This is a genomic window from Methylobacterium sp. C1 (assembly GCF_001854385.1).
GTDB classification, from domain to species: Bacteria; Pseudomonadota; Alphaproteobacteria; order Rhizobiales; family Beijerinckiaceae; genus Methylobacterium; species Methylobacterium radiotolerans.
The window spans coordinates 5,071,806-5,088,167 of the sequence record NZ_CP017640.1; the positions used below are offsets into that span (position 1 = coordinate 5,071,806).

The window sequence follows — 16,362 nt, forward strand, 5'->3', positions numbered from 1 at the left end:
ATGCCCGGGACGGCCGACCCGCGGATCCGCGCCCGGATCAGCGGGTCGGCGGAACTTCCCGCGCCGCCGTGGCGGAACGGCGTTGCCGTCCCGCGGCCACCGACTTACCTAGCGGGCTCTCGACTCGGGAGCCCCCGCCGGGGACGAGGCCGCCCCCTGCTAAGCGGAGATAGACGCGATGACCTTCACCCTGCCGGAACTGCCCTACGCCTACGACGCGCTGGGGCCGTACATGTCGAAGGAGACCCTCGAGTTCCACCACGACAAGCACCACAAGGCCTATGTCGACACGGGCAACAAGCTGCTTGAGGGCACGGATCTCCAGGGCAAGAGCGTCGAGGAGATCGTCAAGGCCGCCTACAACACGAATCAGCCGCTCTTCAACAACGCCGGCCAGCACTACAACCACATCCACTTCTGGCAGTGGATGAAGCCGAACGGCGGCGGCGCGATCCCCGGCGCCCTCGCCAAGAAGATCGACGAGGATCTCGGCGGCGCCGAGAAGTTCAAGGCGGACTTCATCCAGGCGGGCGTCGGCCAGTTCGGCTCGGGCTGGGCGTGGCTCGCCGTCAAGGACGGCAAGCTCGCGATCATGAAGACCCCGAACGGCGAGAACCCGCTGGTCCACGGCGCTCAGCCGATCCTCGGCGTCGACGTGTGGGAGCACTCCTACTACATCGACTACCGCAACCGCCGGCCCGACTACCTGAAGGCGTTCATCGAGAACCTCGTGAACTGGGAGCACGTGGAGAAGATGTACGCCGAGGCGACCCGCTGAGGCGTATCGCCGGTGCCGCGGTCCCTGTGTCCGCGGCACCCTTGAGGTGGCGCACGAAACCGGCTCTTGATGCGCCCGACGCCGGATGACCCGGTGCGGAAGGGTCCGGCCATTTCCTTTCGATCGACACGCGCGACGCTTCGACCGTGCTCCCGCCCGCCCCCGCTGAGGGGCGAGGGGGTGGGCGAGCGCCCCGCCCGATGATCCGCTCCATCCTGTCCGTCGGCGGCTGGACCCTGGTCTCGCGCGTCACCGGCTTCGCCCGCGACGTGGTGATGGCCGCCGTCATGGGCGCCGGGCCCCTGGCCGACGCCTTCGTGGTCGCCTTCCGGCTCCCGAACCATTTCCGCGCGATCTTCGGCGAGGGCGCGTTCAACACCGCCTTCGTGCCGGCCTATGCCGGGCTCGCGGAGGCCGGCGAGCCCGGGGCGGCGCACCGCTTCGCCGACCGGGTCTTCACCCTGATGCTGATCGTGCAGCTCGTGCTGCTCAACCTCGCCCTGCCGGCCATGCCCTGGGTGGTCCACGCCCTGGCGCCGGGCTTCGCGGAGGATGGCGAGCGCTTCCAGCTCGCCGTGGCGCTGACCCGCATCACCTTCCCGTACCTGCTGTTCATGACGCTGGTGACGCTGCTGTCGGGCATCCTGAACGCCCACCGGCACTTCGCCGTGGCGGCGGGCGCTCCGGTCCTGCTCAACCTCGCCATGCTGGCGGCCTTGAGCGTGAGTTTCCTGTTCCCGAACGCGGCCTACGCCGCCGCCTGGGGCGTCGCGGTCTCGGGCGTGCTCCAGTTCGGCCTGCTGTGGTGGGGCTGCCGCCGGGTCCGCGTGATGCCGGACCTCGCGGTGCCGCGCCTCGATCCCGCGCTCAAGCGCTTCTTCGTCGTGCTCGGGCCGGCGGTGGTCGGCTCGGCCGGCTTCCAGATCGCGGCCTTCGCCGACACGATCATCGCGAGCTGGCTGCCGACCGGGGCGGTCTCGGCGCTCTACTACGCCGACCGGCTCTACCAGCTGCCCTTCGGGGTCATCGCCATCGCGGCCGGCACGGTGCTGCTGCCGGAGATGAGCCGCCGGATCGCGGCCGGCGACGTGGCGGGCGCCCACGCGGCGCAGAACCGGGCCGCGGGCTTCTCCCTGGCCCTCTCGGCGCCGTTCGCCGTCGCGTTCCTGACCATCCCGGGCCTGATCATGGCGGCGCTGTTCCAGCGCGGCGCCTTCAGCGCCGAGGACACGGCGCGGGCGGCCTCGGTGCTGGCGGCCTACGGCTTCGCCCTGCCGGCGGTCGTGCTGGTGCGCAGCGCCGTGGCGAGCTTCTACGCCCGCCAGGACACCAAGACGCCGCTCTGGGCCTCGCTGACCGCGATCGGCGTCAACGTCGCCCTGAAGCTGTGGCTCACCGGCCCCTACGGCGTGACCGGCCTCGCGCTCGCCACCGCGGTCGCCCAGTGGGTGAACCTGCTGCTGTTGCTCGTCCTGGCCAAGCGCCGGGACTGGACGGCGCCGGGGCGCGCGCTCGGCCTCACCGTCGCCGGGGTGGCGCTGGCCTGCCTCGGGCTGGCGGCGGTCGCCGTCTACGGCCAGGGGCTCGTCCAGGCGCTGGTGCCGGCCCTCCCGCACGGGCGCGACCTCGTCGTCCTGGCGGTGCTGGGGCTCGCCGGTGCCCTAGTCTACGGCGGCCTGCTGGCGGGCCTGCTGCACCTGTTCGGCCTGCGCCTGCGCCGGGCCTGAATGACCCGGCCGGACTCGCCGCCGCGCGGGTCCGGCCCCAGATCGGGCGAGAGCACCCAGTGAGGAACGCCATGACCGACGCAGCAAAACCCCTCGCGGGCGTGAAGGCCGCGGTGTTCGACGCCTACGGCACGCTGTTCGACGTGAATGCCGCGGTCCAGCGCTACGCCGAGGCGGTGGGGCCGGACGCCGCCCACCTCTCCGAGGTCTGGCGCAACAAGCAGCTCGAGTACAGCTGGACTCTGTCGCTGATGGGCCAGTACGCCGCCTTCTGGGACCTCACCGTGCGGGCCCTCGACTATGCCCTGGCGATCCACCCGAACGTCGATCCCGGCCTGCGCGAGCGGCTCCTCGACGCCTACCGCGACCTCGAGGCCTACCCGGAGGTCCCGGGCGTGCTGGCGGCCCTGCGCAAGCGCGGCATCCGCACCGCCGTCCTCACCAACGGCAACGCCGCCATGGTCGACCGGGCGGTCGCCTCGGCCGGGCTCGCCGACCACCTCGACGCGGTCCTCTCGGTGGACGACGCGCAGGTGTTCAAGACCCATCCCGACGCCTACCGGATCGCCCTGACCCGGCTGGCGGTGGGGCAGGGCGACGTGCTGTTCTGCTCGTCGAACCGCTGGGACGTGGCGGGGGCAGGGGCCTTCGGCTTCCGGACCGCCTGGGTCAACCGCAAGGGGCTGCCCGACGAGTATGCCGACCTCGCGCCCACGGTCGTGGTCGGGTCCCTCGACGGGCTGCTCTGACGGGCTGTCCGCTGAGCGTCCCCGATCCGAGACGCGGCCGGCGTCGGGACGTCGCCACGGCAGCGTCCCGCCTCAGGCTGGAGCGACCGCGGGCCGCCTTATCCGGCACACAATTCAATTGGCCCACTTCGCGGATTCTTAATCCTCCCGGTGTTGGATCATCCTCAACACGAACGGGAGATGTTTCGCGTGTCCTTGAACGGTTCCTTCACGACGATCCGCGCTGGGGCCGCAGCCCTCGCGGCGACCCTGGTGCTCGGGGCGGTCGCCCCGGCCGCCGCCCGCGACCAGACCGGTGCCATCGTCGGCGGCCTCGCGGCCGGCGTCGTCGGCGGCATGGTCGGTAGCGCCCTCGTCAACGGCGCGAACCCGCCGCCCCCGCCGCCGCCGCCGGAGTACCGCCCGCGCCGCGTCGTGGTCGAGGAGCCCGAGACCATCGTGGTGCGCGAGCGCCGCGGCCCGATCTGCCACTACGAGCGCCGCAAGGAGTGGCTCGGCGACGGCGAGTTCACCTACCGCCGCGTCGAGGTCTGCGAGTAAGTCGCTACCGCGGGTATCGAATCGGCGCCGCGTCCCCCGGGGGCGCGGCGCGTCTCATTTCACGACCAGCCAATCCTCGACCACGAGGGCGTCGAGGCCGGTGGTGTAGAACATCAGGATCGCGTCCTCCGCGCCGTGGAGGATCGGCTTGCCCATCACGTTGAAGCTCGTGTTGAGCAGGATCGGCACGCCGGTGATCTCCGCGAAGGCGCCGATCAGGGCCGCGTAGGCCGGATTCCGCTCCGCCGTGACGCTCTGGAGCCGGCCGGTGCCGTCCGCGTGGACCACCGCCGGGACGCGGCCGCGGACCGCCGCGCGCCAGACCAGGGTGCGCTCCATGTAGGGGCTGTCGGCGTAATCCTCGAACCAGTCCGGCCCGGCCTCCGCCAGGATCGACGGCGCGAACGGCCGGAACGCCTCCCGGTACTTCACCTTGGCGTTGAGCGCGTCCTTGGCGCCCTCCGGCCGCGGATCGGCCAGGATCGACCGGTTGCCGAGCGCCCGGGGCCCGAACTCCGCGCGGCCCTGCACCCAGCCGACGAGGCCGCCCTCGGCCAGGATCCGCGCCGCCGCGCGCGTCGCCTCCGCGTGGCCGACGCGCTTGGCCCGCGGCTCCTGCTCGGCGAGCCGCTCCATCGCGCCGGTCGGGACCCGGGAGCCCAGATAGGGGGAGAGCGGGCGCTGCGCCGGCGGCGGCCCGGCCCAGTCCGGATGGTCCTCCGCGTAGGCGAGCCACGCCGCGCCGACCGCGTTGCCGTCGTCCGCCGGGGCCGAGGGCACGTGCAGCCGGGTGAAGCCGGACCGGCCGAGCACCCGGCCGTTGTAGGAGGAGTTGAGCCCGCAGCCGCCCGCGATCACGAGGTTCTCGGACGGCGCCAGCGCGCGGGCCTCCGCCACCAGCGCGTCCATCAGCGTCGCGAACAGGTCCTGGCCGCAGCGGGCGAGGTCGGCCCAGCCCGCCTCCAGGGCATCCGCGGGGCGGCGGGCGCGGATCTCCGCGGCGACCGCCCGGATCGTCTCCGCGTCGGCGTAGCGCAGGCGGTGGCCCTCGACCGTGCAGAGCCGGCCGAGCAGGGCGGCGAGGTCCGGGTCGGGACGGCCGTAGGGGGCGAGCCCCATGATCTTCCACTCCTCGCCCTTCACCTGGTCGAAGCCGGCGAGGTCGGTGATCAGCCCGTACAGAAAGCCCAGCGAGCCGCGCCCGCGGTGGCGGCGCAGCTCCGTGATCCGGCCGCCCTCCAGGCGGTAGATCGCCGCCGCGCCGGTCTCGCCCATGCCGTCGACCACCAGGGCGGTGGCCGTCTCGAACGGGCTGCCCCACAGGCCGTAGGCGGCGTGGCACAGGTGGTGCGGGTAGCGCCGCTGCCCGGCGACGGTCGCCCGGGGCGCCGCGCCGGTGATCCGCGCCTCCTGGTTCAGGGCCAGCAGTGTGCCGTGGCCGGCCCGCTCCTGCGCGCCGTGGAGGTCGGCGATGAACACCCGCTCGGCCTGCTCGGGCACGTAGGAGCGGTTGAGCGCCGTGGTGTGGGCCGAGAGCGCCATGAGGTCGAAGGCCCCGGCGCCGGCCTGGCCCCGCAGGAAGTCGGTGAATTGCGGGCCCCAGGTGGAGGCGACGACGAGCTCGGAGCCCGGCGGGACGTGCGCCTTCAGCAGCGCCGCCATCACGGCCGGGGGGTCCGGCTCGCAGTTCGGCGCGCGCTTGTACTGCAGGGCGCGCTCCGCCGCCTCGGCGAAGAGCAGGGTGCCGTCGGGCCCGACCAGGGCGACGGCCGGGTCGTGGAAGGTGGTGGCGAGGCCGAGATAGAAGCGCATGTCGACGCGGCCTAGCGCATTTTCGCGCCGGACGGAGCCCGGCACGTGTGAGAGGTGCCGACAGCCGCCCGCTAGTGCGGGGTGGCGCGGCGCTTCGTGACGAGAAGGATCGCCGCGCCGGCGAGTCCCGACAGGGCCGAGCCCGCGAGCACGCCGAGCTTCACGGCGGTCTCGTGCTGCGGGTCCGGGAAGGCGAGGCCGCCGATGAACAGGCTCATGGTGAAGCCGATGCCGCACAGCACCGCGACCCCGTAGACCTGGCCCCAGCCGGCCCCGGCCGGGCGCTTGGCCCATCCCAGCGCCACCGCCAGCCGCAGGCTCGCGAACACGCCGGCCTGCTTGCCCAGGAACAGGCCCGCCGCGATGCCGAGCGTCACCGGCTGGAGCAGGGCCTCGGGGGTGAGGCCGGAGAGGTCCACGCCCGCATTGGCGAAGCCGAAGACCGGCACCACCCCGTAGGTGATCCAGGGCGCGAGGGCGTGCTCCAGCCGGTGCAGGGGCGAGTGCGCGTCCTCCGGCCGGCCCGGGCTGACCCGGATCGGGACGGTGAGCGCGAGCAGCACGCCCGCGATCGTCGCGTGGATCCCGGAGCGCAGCACGAGGACCCAGAGCACGAGGCCGAGGAGCCCGTAGGCCGGAAGCCACCCGATCCCCGCCCGGTTGAGGCCGTAGAGGCCGGCCAGCACCAGGGCGGCGAGCCCCAGCGCGGCGAGGTCGAGGCCGGAGCTGTAGAACAGCGCGATCACCACGACGGCGCCGAGGTCGTCGACGATGGCGACCGCGCTGAGGAAGATCTTGAGGGAGACCGGCACCCGCGACCCGAGGAGCGCCAGGACGCCCAGCGCGAAGGCGATGTCGGTGGCCGCGGGAATAGCCCAGCCCCGCAGGGTGCCGGCGCCGAGGTTGGCGAGCGCGTAGAACGCGGCCGGAACCGCCATGCCGCCGAGCGCCGCGAAGCCGGGCAGGACCCGGTCGGGCCAGGTGCGCAGCCGCCCGTCCAGCGCCTCGCGCTTGATCTCCAGCCCGACCAGCAGGAAGAAGCCGGCCATCAGGCCGTCGTTGATCCAGTGCTGGACGCTCAACGGGCCGAGTTCGGCGTGGAGGGCGTGCGCGTAGGTCCCGGCCAGCGGGCCGTTGGCGACCACCAGCGCCAGGGCCGCCGCCGCCATCAGGATCAGCCCGCCCGCCGCCTCGCCGGCGAGCAGCGTGCGGATGATCGAGAGGGGGCGCGGGCCGCGCCGCGGCGGGGGGCTGTCGGGGGTGGGCGACGTCATCGCGGCAGGCCTTGCCGCGCATCGCGGGGACGCGCAAGCGACTGGCCGAAGTCCCGCTCGAAGCCCTACGACGTCCGCCCCAGGGCCGCGCGGATCAGCGCCAGCCCGTCCGGGCTCGACCACGCGGCCGGCCCCTTCATCACCCCGATCGTGCAGCCCTGCGCGTCGACCAGCATCGTGGTCGGCAGGCCGGGCGACTGCGTGTCGCGCTGGAGGATCGGCAGCACGCGGCCGCCGGGATCGGCGTAGTAGGCGAGGTCGTGGATGCCCGCCTGCTTCAGCCATTCCGGCGGCTTCTCGAGGTTGCGCGTGTCGACGTTGATGGCGACGACCTGGAAGTCGGGTCCGCCGAGCTGCGCCTGGAGCCGGTCGAGGGCGGGCATCTCGGCCTTGCAGGGCGCGCACCACGTCGCCCAGAGATTGACGAGGAGCAGCCGGCCCTTGAGGTCGGCGAGGCCGGTCTCGGCGCCGTCCGGGCCCTTGAACCGGATTTCGGGGGCGGGCCGGGCCTGGGGCAGCGCCTGCATGGCGGCGACCTCGCCCTTGGACGCCGCATCGACCCGGGCCAAAGCCGGCTTGGCGGCGGCGCAGGGCTGGAGGGCGCCGCCCGTGTTGCCGGGCAGGAGACCGCTCCCGTATAGGGCGAGCCCGAGGACGGCGAGCGCGGCGACGCCCGCGCCGGCCAGGATGGGTGTGCGGCCGGGCATCAGCTTTGCCTGCCGGGGCGTTCAGGGCGCGGAAGGATCGACATGAGCAACCGGATGTGGGGCGGCCGCTTCGCGAGCGGCCCGGCGGAGATCATGGAGGAGATCAACGCCTCCATCGGATTCGACAAGCGCCTCGCGCCCCAGGACATCCGCGGCTCGCTGGCGCATGTGGCGATGCTGGGCAAAGCCGGCATCCTGCCGGCGGAGGATGTGGCCGCAATCGAGGCCGGGCTCAAGTCCGTGCGCGACGAGATCGAGGCCGGGACCTTCGCGTTCAAGCGCGAGCTCGAGGACATTCACATGTCGGTGGAGAGCCGGCTGACCGAGATCGTCGGCCCGGCCGCCGGCCGCCTGCACACGGCGCGCTCGCGCAACGACCAGGTCGCCACCGACATGAAGCTCTGGGTGCGCGACACCCTCGATTCCCTCGACCAGCAGGCCGCCGACCTGCAGCGGGCACTCGCCGACAAGGCGCTGAAGCATGCCGACACGGTGATGCCGGGCTTCACCCATCTGCAATCGGCCCAGCCGGTGACCTTCGGCCACCATTGCCTCGCCTATGTCGAGATGCTGGCCCGCGACCGCGGCCGGTTCCGCGACGCCCGGGCGCGGCTCAACGAATCGCCGCTCGGCGCCGCGGCGCTGGCCGGCACCTCCTTCCCGATCGACCGGCACGCCACCGCAGCGGCCCTCGGCTTCGACCGGCCGACCGCCAACTCGCTCGATTCGGTCGCCGACCGCGACTTCGCCCTGGAGGCGCTGGCGGCGGCCTCGATCTGCGCCGTGCACCTGTCGCGCTTCGCCGAGGAGCTGGTGGTCTGGACCTCGGCCCAGTTCAACTTCGTGCGGCTGTCCGACGGGTTCACCACCGGCTCGTCGATCATGCCGCAGAAGCGCAATCCCGACGCCGCCGAGCTGGTGCGGGCCAAGAGCGGCCGGATCATCGGCGCGCTCACCGGCCTGCTCATCGTCATGAAGGGCCTGCCGCTCGCCTATTCGAAGGACATGCAGGAGGACAAGGAGGGCACGTTCGACGCCCTCCAGGCCCTGTCCCTGTGCCTCGCCGCCATGACCGGCATGGTGAAGGACCTCGAGCCCAACGCCGAGGTGCTCGCCCGGGCCGCCGGCTCCGGCTACGCCACCGCCACCGACCTCGCCGACTGGCTGGTGCGCGAGCTCGGCCTGCCGTTCCGGCAGGCGCACCACGTCACCGGTCGCCTCGTCGGCGTCGCCTCGGCCAAGGGGGTCGGGCTCGAGGCGCTGTCGCTGCCCGAGATGCAGGAGGCGGAGCCGCGGATCACCGAGGCGGTCTACGCGGTGCTGGGGGTCGAGAACTCGGTGGCGAGCCGCACCAGCTACGGCGGCACCGCGCCCGACAACGTCCGGCGCCAGGCGCAGGCCTGGATCGAGCGGCTGGGCTGAGCCGCGCCCTCGGCGACCGGCGCCCTCGGTGACCGGTGCCCTTGGCGGCGGCGCCCGGCGGATGGCAGGGTGGGACCATGACCCTGCCGGTTCACGGCGCAGGGGCCGCGAGGCGCGGCCGAATTCGGAACCCGGCTCGTGGCGCTGCTGCGCCTCGGCCTCTCGGTCGTGCTGGACTTCCCGGCCAACACCGTCGCCAGCCGGGCCCGGATGCGGACCCTGTTCGAGGCGGCCGGCGTCGCCCATCGGCTCCACGTCCCGACGTGCCCGACGCGGTCTGCCAGGCCCGCCTCCGCCTCCGGAACCCCGCGGGTGCCCATCCCTTCACGGTGACGGACGCGGAGTTCGACCTGTTCAGCCGCTACTTCGTGCCGCCGGCCCCGGCGGAGGGCTTCACCCGCGTCGTTCACCGGGCGTGAGGCGGGCCGCTCCGCCCGCATCGCGGCGCCCGCTCATCCACAGGGCCCTTCAAAATTGTGCATTGCAACCCTCGACCGGCCCGCGCGTTCACCGTCTGGCTAAGTCCGCTCAGCTACAAGCTTCGCCGTCTGGATCGGAGTTCGCAGGATGCCTGTCGAGAGTTGGCTGAACACGGAGGATGTGCCGGATTTCGCGGCGCACGCCACGGCGATGATCGACGCCGCTCTGACCGGTTCGGGCCTGACGCGCGAGGCCTACTGGGCCGCCGTGCGCAAGGGCTACAACACCCCCTACAACGATCCGCCCCGCAAGCGCGCCGCGCCGGCCCAGCCGAACGCGATCGCGGTGCCCGCCGGCCCGGCGGCCGAGCCGCTGCCGGTTCCGGCCGGCGTCATCGCGGCCCGGGCGACGGAAGCGCGCGCCGTCTGATTGTCGACGGATCCCGCCTCGCCATCTTGCCGACGTTTTACGCAAGCTTCACTAATCCCGAACCCCGGTCCGGCTCCTGACGGAGCCGCCCGTCGTCAGGAAGTGAAGATGGTCCGCGTCCCCCGCTCGCTCCCGGTCGGAGCTCTCGCCCTGCTCGCCTCCGGGCTGGTTACCGGCCTCGTTGGGGGCGTTCTCGGCGGGACCTGCCTGGTCGCGACGGCGGCCCACGCCCAGGACGCGGCGGCCCAGGACGCGGGGGGCGGCGACGCGGCCCCGACGCGGCGCGGGCGGCGGCACGGCCGCGAGCGGAGCAAGCGCGCCGAGAAGAAGACGGCGACCCCGCCCGGGATGCAGCAGGCCACGCCGGTGGCGATCTTCGGCGACTGGAACGTGTTCGTGAACGGCGACGGCCGCAACAAGCTCTGCTACGCGATCGCGCAGCCGCAGACGCGCTCGCCCAAGACCCTGAAGCGCGACACCGCCTACCTGTTCGTGAGCGTGCGCAGGGGCGAGAACATCCAGAACGAGGTGGCGGTGATGCTGGGCTTCCCGTCGAAGCCCGCGGCCTCCCAGATCAAGCCCGGCTCCGCGGCCGCGCCGACCGACCCGAGCCTCAACCTCGGCGCCAGCCGCTACGGCCTCGTGGTGAAGGACGGCAATGCCTGGCTGCAGAATCCCGCCGAGGAGGCGCGGGTCGTCTCCGAGATGAGCGCCCGCAACCCGAAGCTGATCATCAAGACCACCTCGCTGCGCGGGAACCCGACGAGCGACGAGTACGCGCTCGGCGGGTTCGCGGAGGCCATGAAGCGCACCCGCGACGAGTGCAGCAAGTAGCGGGCGGGTCAGGCCCGCCGCAGCGCGGGCCGGTGCGCCCGGGCGGGTGATCGCGTCCGGGCGCTCATGCGCGCGCGGGCCGCGCGTGTCGCCTGCTCGGCCGTGCGGAACACGGCGCCGTCGAGCCCGTCGAAATCGCGCGCGGACGAGAAGAACCGGACGCCGCGCCCCTCCGGGACGGCGATCCCGGCGGTGACCTCACCGATCTCGATCACCCGGGCGGGCTCGGTCGGGCCGAGGACCGGGTCTGCGAGGTCGGGACGGTTCTCGGGCTTGTACTCTGCGAGACTGTGCATCGGATTGGGAACTCCCTGGGCCGGCTTCTCGCCGTTCCGGATCGCGTTGGCTGCTGCGGAGATTCGACGGGGCTCAGCGTCGACAGCGCCGGCGGGCGGCGGAGCAGCAGGGGGCGATCGGGGGCAGGGATCGAAGGGACGATGTGCGAGTGACCATCGGACGTCCTCCAGACTGAAGGACCGCGCGGCGCGGGGCCGGCGCAGTGCTTTAGCGTTTGATCACGCGGCGCAAGCTACGCTTCTCAAATGACCGCGGCCGGCCCCGTCGAGCGCCCGAAGGGGCTCGGCCGGACCGGCACCCCTGAAAATGGGCGCGGCGCCGCGCACCGTCAACGGAACGGACTTCCGATTTTCGGAGCCCGCCTGGCAGGAAGCCGGCTCCGGGCGCGCGTCCGGGAGGCGGATCGTTCAGGCCGCGGCGATCACCGCGGCGAGGTCGGAGAAGTCGGAGAAGATCCGGGCCGCGCCGGCCTCCGCGAGCCCGGCGCCCGCCGGGTCATGTCCCCAGTGGCCGCCGCCGGTGAAGCCGGCGACCCGCATGCCGGCACTCCGGGCCGCCGTGACCCCGGGGACGCTGTCCTCGATCACGAGGCAGGCCGCCGGGGCGACGCCCATCCGCTCGGCGGCGAACAGGAACAGGTCTGGGAAGGGCTTGCCCCGCGCCACCTGCGCCGAGGAGAAGACGTGGTCGCCGAACAGGGGCAGGAGCCCGGTCAGCGTCAGGGAGTGGCGCAGCCGAACCGGGTCGCTGCTCGACGCGACGCAGACCGGCAGGCCCACGGCGGCGACCGCCTCGGCGACGCCGCGCATCGCCCGCAGGTCCGCGTCGAACAGCGCCAGGGTCTCGGCCTTCACCGCCTCGACGAAGCCGTCGGGGGCGGTGACGCCGTAATCGCGGGCGACGTGCGCCATGATCGAGGGCATCGCGGTGCCGGTGAAGCGCGCCCGCACGGTGGCGAAGTCGATGTCCGCGCCGATCCGGTTGAGCCCGGCCGTCAGGCAGGCGAGGCTCAGCGGCTCGCTGTCCACCAGGACGCCGTCGCAATCGAAGATCACGAGGCCGAGATTCGTCGCGCGCGCGTCCAAGGTCGACCGTTCCCGCACGGCCCGCCGCCGCCGGGCGACCCTGTGGCACGGGCCCGACGGCCCGGCAACCGCGCGGATCGACGCTCGCCCCGGGCGCTTGCACCTTGCGGCGCGGCCCCATACTCCCGGGGCGGGCGCGCCGCTCCGGCCCCCACGGCCCGTAAGGCAAGGCTCAGAAGGCCCCGCGATGTTCCGCTTCCTGGCCCGCGTCCTGGGCTTCCTGCTGATGGCCGGCGGCTTCGTCGCGCTGGTCTACGACGGCGCCCGCTCCATCGCCAACAACGGGCTGCGGGTGACGCCGCTCTCCGACGTGATCGCCATCCTGTTCAAGGACAAGGCCAGCGCCCTGCAGGGCAGCGTGGAGGGGGCGGCGCCCTGGCTCTGGCACATCCTGGGCCTGCCGCTCACCCTGGCGCCGGCCTCCCTGATCGGCCTCGGGCTCGGCGCGGTCCTGCTCTGGCTCGGCCAGCCGGGCCGCGAGCCGATCGGGTTCCTGACGAAGCCCTGATCCTCCGGGCGGCCTAGCGGGCCGCGAGCTTGGCCTCGGCCTCGGCCAGGGCGGCCTTCAGCCGCTCGATCTCGGCGGTCAGCGCGTAGTGCTCGCTGACGTCGAGCTGCGAGGCGAAGAAGTAGACCACCCGGCCCGCCTCGTCCCGCACCGGCCCGACATAGAGGGCGTTCTGGAAGGTCGAGCCGTCCTTGCGGTAGTTGAGGAGGTCGACCCGGATATCCTCCTCCCGCCGGATGGCCGCGCGGAGGCGGTCCACGGCCGCCGCCTCGGTGTCGGGCCCCTGCAGAAAGCGGCAGTTGCGGCCGACCACCTCCATCCGGGTGTAGCCGGTCAGCTTCAGGAACGCGTCGTTCACGAAGACGATCGGATTGTCGTGCTGGGCCGGATCGGTGATGATCATCGGCATCCGGGTCGCCCGCACGGCGGCCGCGAAGGGGTCGCCCCGGTGCGACTCCGCCTTCAGCTCGTCCGGCACGTGGCTCGTGGCGGTCCCGCCCGTCTCCATCCGGATCAGCCCCTCATAACGCCGCGCAGGGCGGCCATCCGACCAGTATCTCTCCGGGCAACAAGCCGGAATTTGCCCGCGAGATCCAGTCTCGCGGCTCGATTTAGGGCGGCCGGAGCGCCGAACGCTTTCCCGGCGGTCCCGGCCGTTCCATATCGGGCCGGAGCCCGAGACCGGAAGGCGAGCCGATGTTCCTGTTTCGCAAGCGTCCCGCGATGCCGGCCCCGGCCGACGCCCTGCCCGGACGCCCGACCCCGATCCCGACCGCCGAGACGCATGTCGTCAACGGCAACCCGCTCAAGGGTCCCTATCCGCCGGGCACCGGGACGATCGTGCTCGGGCTCGGCTGCTTCTGGGGCGCCGAGCGTCGATTCTGGCAGCTGCCCGAGGGGGTGTTCGTGACGGCCGTCGGCTACGCCGGCGGCTACACCCCGAACCCGACCTACGAGGAGGTCTGCACCGGCCGGACCGGCCACAACGAGGTGGTGCTGGTCGCCTTCGATCCGGCGGTTCTGCCCCTGGAGGCGGTGGTGCGGACCTTCTTCGAGAGTCACGACCCGACGCAGGGGATGCGCCAGGGCAACGATGTCGGCACGCAGTACCGCTCGGGCATCTACACCGTCGGCCCCGACCAGGACGCCGCGGCCCGGTCCGTGCGCGCCGCCTACGCGGAGGCGCTCCGGGCGCGCGGCTTTCCCGACGTCACCACGGAGATCCGGCCGCTGGAGCAGTTCTACTTCGCGGAGGCCTACCACCAGCAGTACCTGGCGAAGAACCCGGCCGGCTATTGCGGCCTGGGCGGCACCGGCGTCAGCTGCCCGGTGGGAGCCGGCGTCGCCGCCTGAACCTCACGGGCTCCGGCTGTCGGGCCGCGTCTGCGGGCCCGGCACCGGGGCGCCGGCGGCGCTGCCCCGCAGGGGCGGCGTGCTGTTCGGGCTGCGCAGCACGATCAGCACGCTGCCGAGGACCGAGAGCGCGAGGGCGGTCGCGAGGAGGATGAAGAGCCAGCGGGGCATCCGGGGCCGTTAGCACATCGGGGCCGGCGCGCCGAGCGGCGCACCCGGCGACGGGCCGAACCAGCGGCCCACCGCCTCCCGCAGGCCGTCGAGGGCGTGCGCCGCGCCCGTCCAGGCGATGCAGCCGTCGGGACGGACCAGCATCGAGGGCCTCTCCGGGACCGCGACGCAGGTCACCCGCCCCGTGGCCGCGGCGACCATCCGGGAGGCCGCGCCGTCGGCGCTGCCGTCGACGAGAAGGCCCCGTCCGTCCTGCATCGCCCCGTAGAGCGTCGCGCCGCCGGGGCCGAGCGGCCCGTCGCCGGCCATCCGGCCGACCGCGTCCTCGGCCGAGCCGAGATCGTACCGGGCGCTCAGGCCGCGCATCAGGCTGCCGAGGATCCGGCTGACCTCGTCGCTCTCCAGGAGCCGCGCCATCAGGTCGCGCAGCGCGCCCGATTGCGGATCGGGCCGCAGGATCGCCGCCTGGGCGCGGGTGTTGGCCGTGACGGCCTCGGCCACCGGGCGCCGCTCGGCCGTGTAGGTGTCGAGCAGGCTCTCGGGCATCTCCCCGCGCAGCACGGCGGCGAGCTTCCAGCCGAGATTGGCGGCGTCGCCCAGGCCGAGGCTCAGGCCCTGGCCGCCGAAGGGCGCGTGGACATGCGCCGCGTCGCCGGCCAGCAGCACGCGGCCCCGGCGGTAGGTGTCGACGAGGCGCGTGTTGTCGGCCCACCGGTTCGCGGCCTCGACTCCCGCGACGCGGATATCCGTGCCGCTGACCCGGCGCAGCACGGTCTCGATCTCGTCGCGCGTGACGGGCGCCTGCCGGTCGGCCGGCGGGCCGCTGAAATCCAGCATGAACAGCCGGCGCGGGAACGGCCCGTGGCCGAAGACGCCCCCCGGCCCGCGGTGCCAGCCGACCGGCAGCGCGCCGGCGGGATCGTCGAGATCGGCGATCGCCTGGTACATGGTGAGCGTCGGCGGCGTGCCGGGAAACGCGAAGCCGGCCATCTTGCGGACCGCGCTGCGGCCGCCGTCGCAGCCGACGAGATAGGCGCAGCGGACCCGCCCGTCGCCCGCGGGCGCGGTCCAGGTGACCTCGACACCGTCGGCCGCCTCCGTGAAGCCCGTGAGCGTGCAGCCGCGGCGCAGGTCGACCCCGAGCGCCGCGGCGCGGTCGATCAGCATGGCTTCGAGGCCCTGCTGATCGACCGCGCGCATGCGCCGGTCCGGCTCCGCCTGCGGGTCGCGGCGGATGAACAGGAAGCCGAAATGGCCGCTGAACTTCGCGCCGCGCAGGCCGCCGCCGGCCTGCCCCGGCACCCGGTCCATCGCCGCCAGGCTCCGCGCCTCCGCGGCCTCGATCGCCGCGCCCATGCCCCGCCGCTGCAGCGCCTCGACGCCCAGGGGGCCGACCCCGAGCGCCTTGAGGGTGGTGCTCGGCGCGGTGAGGCGCTCCAGCACCCGGACGCGCGCGCCCCCGAGGGTCAGCTCGATGGCGGTGAGGAGCCCGACCGGCCCAGCTCCGGCCACGACGACGTCGATCGCCCGATCCATGGACTCAATCCATTTATATACTCAGTCCATAAATCGATGTGGTATGTGGCGGCGCATGTCAACGTCCCCCGACCGCCGGTCCCGCAAGCGCCTCGCCACGCGGCAGGCCATCTCGGACGCCGCCACGCGGCTGTTCCTGGAGCGCGGCTTCGACGCCGTGACGGTGGACGAGATCGCGGCGGCGGCCGATGTCGGCCGGATGACCGTGTTCAACCATTTCCCCCGCAAGGAGGACATGTTCTACGACCGCGACGAGGAGGGCCGCGACCTCCTGCGCGAGACCCTACGGCAGCGCGATCCCCGGGTCGCGCCGGTCGAGACGCTCCGCCAGCTGGCGCACCGGCTGGTGACGGGCCGGAACCCGGTCGTGGACTTCTCCGCGCGCAGCGGCGCCTTCGTGGCGACGGCGGCGGAGAGCGAGACGCTCAAGGCCCGGGCCCGGGCGATCCGGGACGAACTCGCGGCCGTGCTGCGGGTCGCGCTCGCCGAGTCCGTCGGGCGCGGGCCGGAGGATCCCGACGCCGATCTGGCGGCTGGCCTGCTCCTGGCGACCTGGAGCGTGGCCTTCCTCCGGGCGCACCGGACGTTCGGGGCGACGCGGCGGACGGAGGCGGCGAATGCCGCCTTCCTGGCAGTCATCGACCGGGGGACGGCGGGCCTGCGGGCGGCGCTGGCCGGCACGCCCTACGCGGAGGCCGCCGCGCCCTGAGCGGCGACCGC

At 73.4% G+C, this 16,362-nt stretch carries 17 protein-coding genes and 2 pseudogenes; 11 read left to right on the forward strand and 8 right to left on the reverse strand.

Annotated elements, in window-relative coordinates; all coding sequences use genetic code 11:
- Positions 1 to 178: 178 nt before the first annotated feature.
- The 4 genes from BKE41_RS23470 (at position 179) to BKE41_RS23485 (ending at position 3,794) form a co-directional block, all read left to right on the forward strand.
- Complete coding sequence (locus BKE41_RS23470) at positions 179 to 778, forward strand: superoxide dismutase (protein ID WP_012321416.1); 600 nt, start codon at positions 179 to 181, stop codon at positions 776 to 778.
- A 200-nt stretch (positions 779 to 978) separates the two neighbouring features.
- Positions 979 to 2,505: a murein biosynthesis integral membrane protein MurJ gene (murJ, locus tag BKE41_RS23475; RefSeq protein ID WP_063110270.1), complete on the forward strand. Its 1,527-nt coding sequence runs from the start codon at positions 979 to 981 to the stop codon at positions 2,503 to 2,505.
- 71 nt (positions 2,506 to 2,576) lie between these two features.
- Complete coding sequence (locus BKE41_RS23480; RefSeq protein ID WP_024828761.1) at positions 2,577 to 3,254, forward strand: haloacid dehalogenase type II; 678 nt, start codon at positions 2,577 to 2,579, stop codon at positions 3,252 to 3,254.
- Between the two features lie 180 nt (positions 3,255 to 3,434).
- On the forward strand, positions 3,435 to 3,794 hold the full coding sequence (locus tag BKE41_RS23485; protein ID WP_046154864.1) for a hypothetical protein: 360 nt from the start codon (positions 3,435 to 3,437) through the stop codon (positions 3,792 to 3,794).
- Positions 3,795 to 3,848: 54 nt separating this feature from the next.
- Here BKE41_RS23485 and BKE41_RS23490 read toward each other — a convergent pair whose 3' ends face one another.
- From BKE41_RS23490 to BKE41_RS23500, 3 genes are all read right to left on the reverse strand, one after another.
- The gene (locus tag BKE41_RS23490) at positions 3,849 to 5,606 is read right to left on the reverse strand and encodes a carbamoyltransferase C-terminal domain-containing protein (RefSeq protein ID WP_071000168.1); all 1,758 of its coding nucleotides are present in this window, start codon (positions 5,604 to 5,606) and stop codon (positions 3,849 to 3,851) included.
- Positions 5,607 to 5,677: 71 nt separating this feature from the next.
- Positions 5,678 to 6,880: a Na+/H+ antiporter NhaA gene (gene nhaA / locus BKE41_RS23495; protein ID WP_012321421.1), complete on the reverse strand. Its 1,203-nt coding sequence runs from the start codon at positions 6,878 to 6,880 to the stop codon at positions 5,678 to 5,680.
- Between the two features lie 65 nt (positions 6,881 to 6,945).
- Positions 6,946 to 7,587, reverse strand: a complete 642-nt coding sequence (locus BKE41_RS23500; protein ID WP_012321422.1) for a TlpA disulfide reductase family protein — start codon at positions 7,585 to 7,587, stop codon at positions 6,946 to 6,948.
- 42 nt (positions 7,588 to 7,629) lie between these two features.
- On the opposite strand from BKE41_RS23500, the gene argH reads away from it, so the two are divergent.
- From argH to BKE41_RS23520, 4 genes and pseudogenes are all read left to right on the forward strand, one after another.
- Complete coding sequence (argH, locus tag BKE41_RS23505; protein ID WP_012321423.1) at positions 7,630 to 9,009, forward strand: argininosuccinate lyase; 1,380 nt, start codon at positions 7,630 to 7,632, stop codon at positions 9,007 to 9,009.
- Positions 9,010 to 9,144: 135 nt separating this feature from the next.
- Positions 9,145 to 9,428 (forward strand): annotated as a pseudogene (locus BKE41_RS23510) (AAA family ATPase); the annotation flags it as partial.
- Between the two features lie 148 nt (positions 9,429 to 9,576).
- On the forward strand, positions 9,577 to 9,858 hold the full coding sequence (locus tag BKE41_RS23515) for a hypothetical protein (RefSeq protein ID WP_024828759.1): 282 nt from the start codon (positions 9,577 to 9,579) through the stop codon (positions 9,856 to 9,858).
- 108 nt (positions 9,859 to 9,966) lie between these two features.
- On the forward strand, positions 9,967 to 10,692 hold the full coding sequence (locus BKE41_RS23520; protein WP_053621371.1) for a hypothetical protein: 726 nt from the start codon (positions 9,967 to 9,969) through the stop codon (positions 10,690 to 10,692).
- Between the two features lie 8 nt (positions 10,693 to 10,700).
- Here the strand turns inward: BKE41_RS23520 and BKE41_RS23525 are convergent, their stop codons facing one another.
- Both BKE41_RS23525 and BKE41_RS23530 read right to left on the reverse strand, forming a co-directional pair.
- Complete coding sequence (locus tag BKE41_RS23525; protein WP_029358695.1) at positions 10,701 to 10,988, reverse strand: hypothetical protein; 288 nt, start codon at positions 10,986 to 10,988, stop codon at positions 10,701 to 10,703.
- A 408-nt stretch (positions 10,989 to 11,396) separates the two neighbouring features.
- Entirely contained in the window at positions 11,397 to 12,074 is a 678-nt protein-coding gene (locus BKE41_RS23530) for an HAD family hydrolase (protein ID WP_071000169.1), read from the reverse strand.
- A 187-nt stretch (positions 12,075 to 12,261) separates the two neighbouring features.
- Here BKE41_RS23530 and BKE41_RS23535 point away from each other — a divergent pair, with 187 nt between their 5' ends.
- On the forward strand, positions 12,262 to 12,582 hold the full coding sequence (locus tag BKE41_RS23535; RefSeq protein ID WP_012321429.1) for a hypothetical protein: 321 nt from the start codon (positions 12,262 to 12,264) through the stop codon (positions 12,580 to 12,582).
- 25 nt (positions 12,583 to 12,607) lie between these two features.
- On the opposite strand, the pseudogene BKE41_RS23540 reads toward BKE41_RS23535, so the two are convergent.
- Positions 12,608 to 13,090 (reverse strand): annotated as a pseudogene (locus tag BKE41_RS23540) (PAS domain-containing protein); the annotation flags it as partial.
- 188 nt (positions 13,091 to 13,278) lie between these two features.
- Here BKE41_RS23540 and msrA point away from each other — a divergent pair.
- Complete coding sequence (gene msrA, locus BKE41_RS23545) at positions 13,279 to 13,935, forward strand: peptide-methionine (S)-S-oxide reductase MsrA (RefSeq protein WP_024828755.1); 657 nt, start codon at positions 13,279 to 13,281, stop codon at positions 13,933 to 13,935.
- Positions 13,936 to 13,938: 3 nt separating this feature from the next.
- Here the strand turns inward: msrA and BKE41_RS31755 are convergent, their stop codons facing one another.
- Both BKE41_RS31755 and BKE41_RS23550 read right to left on the reverse strand, forming a co-directional pair.
- Positions 13,939 to 14,106 carry a hypothetical protein gene (locus BKE41_RS31755; protein ID WP_164891351.1) on the reverse strand — a complete coding sequence of 56 codons (168 nt, stop codon included), beginning with the start codon at positions 14,104 to 14,106 and terminating at the stop codon, positions 13,939 to 13,941.
- Between the two features lie 9 nt (positions 14,107 to 14,115).
- Positions 14,116 to 15,642 (reverse strand): FAD-dependent monooxygenase, encoded by a 1,527-nt coding sequence (locus tag BKE41_RS23550; RefSeq protein ID WP_071000170.1) that lies wholly within the window; start codon positions 15,640 to 15,642, stop codon positions 14,116 to 14,118.
- Between the two features lie 55 nt (positions 15,643 to 15,697).
- On the opposite strand from BKE41_RS23550, the gene BKE41_RS23555 reads away from it, so the two are divergent.
- On the forward strand, positions 15,698 to 16,351 hold the full coding sequence (locus BKE41_RS23555; protein ID WP_024828753.1) for a TetR/AcrR family transcriptional regulator: 654 nt from the start codon (positions 15,698 to 15,700) through the stop codon (positions 16,349 to 16,351).
- The last annotated feature ends 11 nt before the right edge of the window (positions 16,352 to 16,362 follow it).

Excerpts from the sequence above, each read along its gene's own strand:
- BKE41_RS23480 (WP_024828761.1), top strand. The coding sequence starts at position 2,577 with ATGACCGACGCAGCAAAACCCCTCGCGGGCGTGAAGGCCGCGGTGTTC.
- BKE41_RS23550 (WP_071000170.1), bottom strand. The coding sequence starts at position 15,642 with ATGGATCGGGCGATCGACGTCGTCGTGGCCGGAGCTGGGCCGGTCGGG.
- BKE41_RS23525 (WP_029358695.1), bottom strand. The coding sequence starts at position 10,988 with ATGCACAGTCTCGCAGAGTACAAGCCCGAGAACCGTCCCGACCTCGCA.
- BKE41_RS23485 (WP_046154864.1), top strand. The coding sequence starts at position 3,435 with ATGTTTCGCGTGTCCTTGAACGGTTCCTTCACGACGATCCGCGCTGGG.
- nhaA (WP_012321421.1), bottom strand. The coding sequence starts at position 6,880 with ATGACGTCGCCCACCCCCGACAGCCCCCCGCCGCGGCGCGGCCCGCGC.
- msrA (WP_024828755.1), top strand. The coding sequence starts at position 13,279 with ATGTTCCTGTTTCGCAAGCGTCCCGCGATGCCGGCCCCGGCCGACGCC.
- BKE41_RS23470 (WP_012321416.1), top strand. The coding sequence starts at position 179 with ATGACCTTCACCCTGCCGGAACTGCCCTACGCCTACGACGCGCTGGGG.
- argH (WP_012321423.1), top strand. The coding sequence starts at position 7,630 with ATGAGCAACCGGATGTGGGGCGGCCGCTTCGCGAGCGGCCCGGCGGAG.
- BKE41_RS23535 (WP_012321429.1), top strand. The coding sequence starts at position 12,262 with ATGTTCCGCTTCCTGGCCCGCGTCCTGGGCTTCCTGCTGATGGCCGGC.
- BKE41_RS23490 (WP_071000168.1), bottom strand. The coding sequence starts at position 5,606 with ATGCGCTTCTATCTCGGCCTCGCCACCACCTTCCACGACCCGGCCGTC.
- BKE41_RS23555 (WP_024828753.1), top strand. The coding sequence starts at position 15,698 with ATGTCAACGTCCCCCGACCGCCGGTCCCGCAAGCGCCTCGCCACGCGG.
- BKE41_RS31755 (WP_164891351.1), bottom strand. The coding sequence starts at position 14,106 with ATGCCCCGCTGGCTCTTCATCCTCCTCGCGACCGCCCTCGCGCTCTCG.
- murJ (WP_063110270.1), top strand. The coding sequence starts at position 979 with ATGATCCGCTCCATCCTGTCCGTCGGCGGCTGGACCCTGGTCTCGCGC.
- BKE41_RS23500 (WP_012321422.1), bottom strand. The coding sequence starts at position 7,587 with ATGCCCGGCCGCACACCCATCCTGGCCGGCGCGGGCGTCGCCGCGCTC.
- BKE41_RS23520 (WP_053621371.1), top strand. The coding sequence starts at position 9,967 with ATGGTCCGCGTCCCCCGCTCGCTCCCGGTCGGAGCTCTCGCCCTGCTC.
- BKE41_RS23515 (WP_024828759.1), top strand. The coding sequence starts at position 9,577 with ATGCCTGTCGAGAGTTGGCTGAACACGGAGGATGTGCCGGATTTCGCG.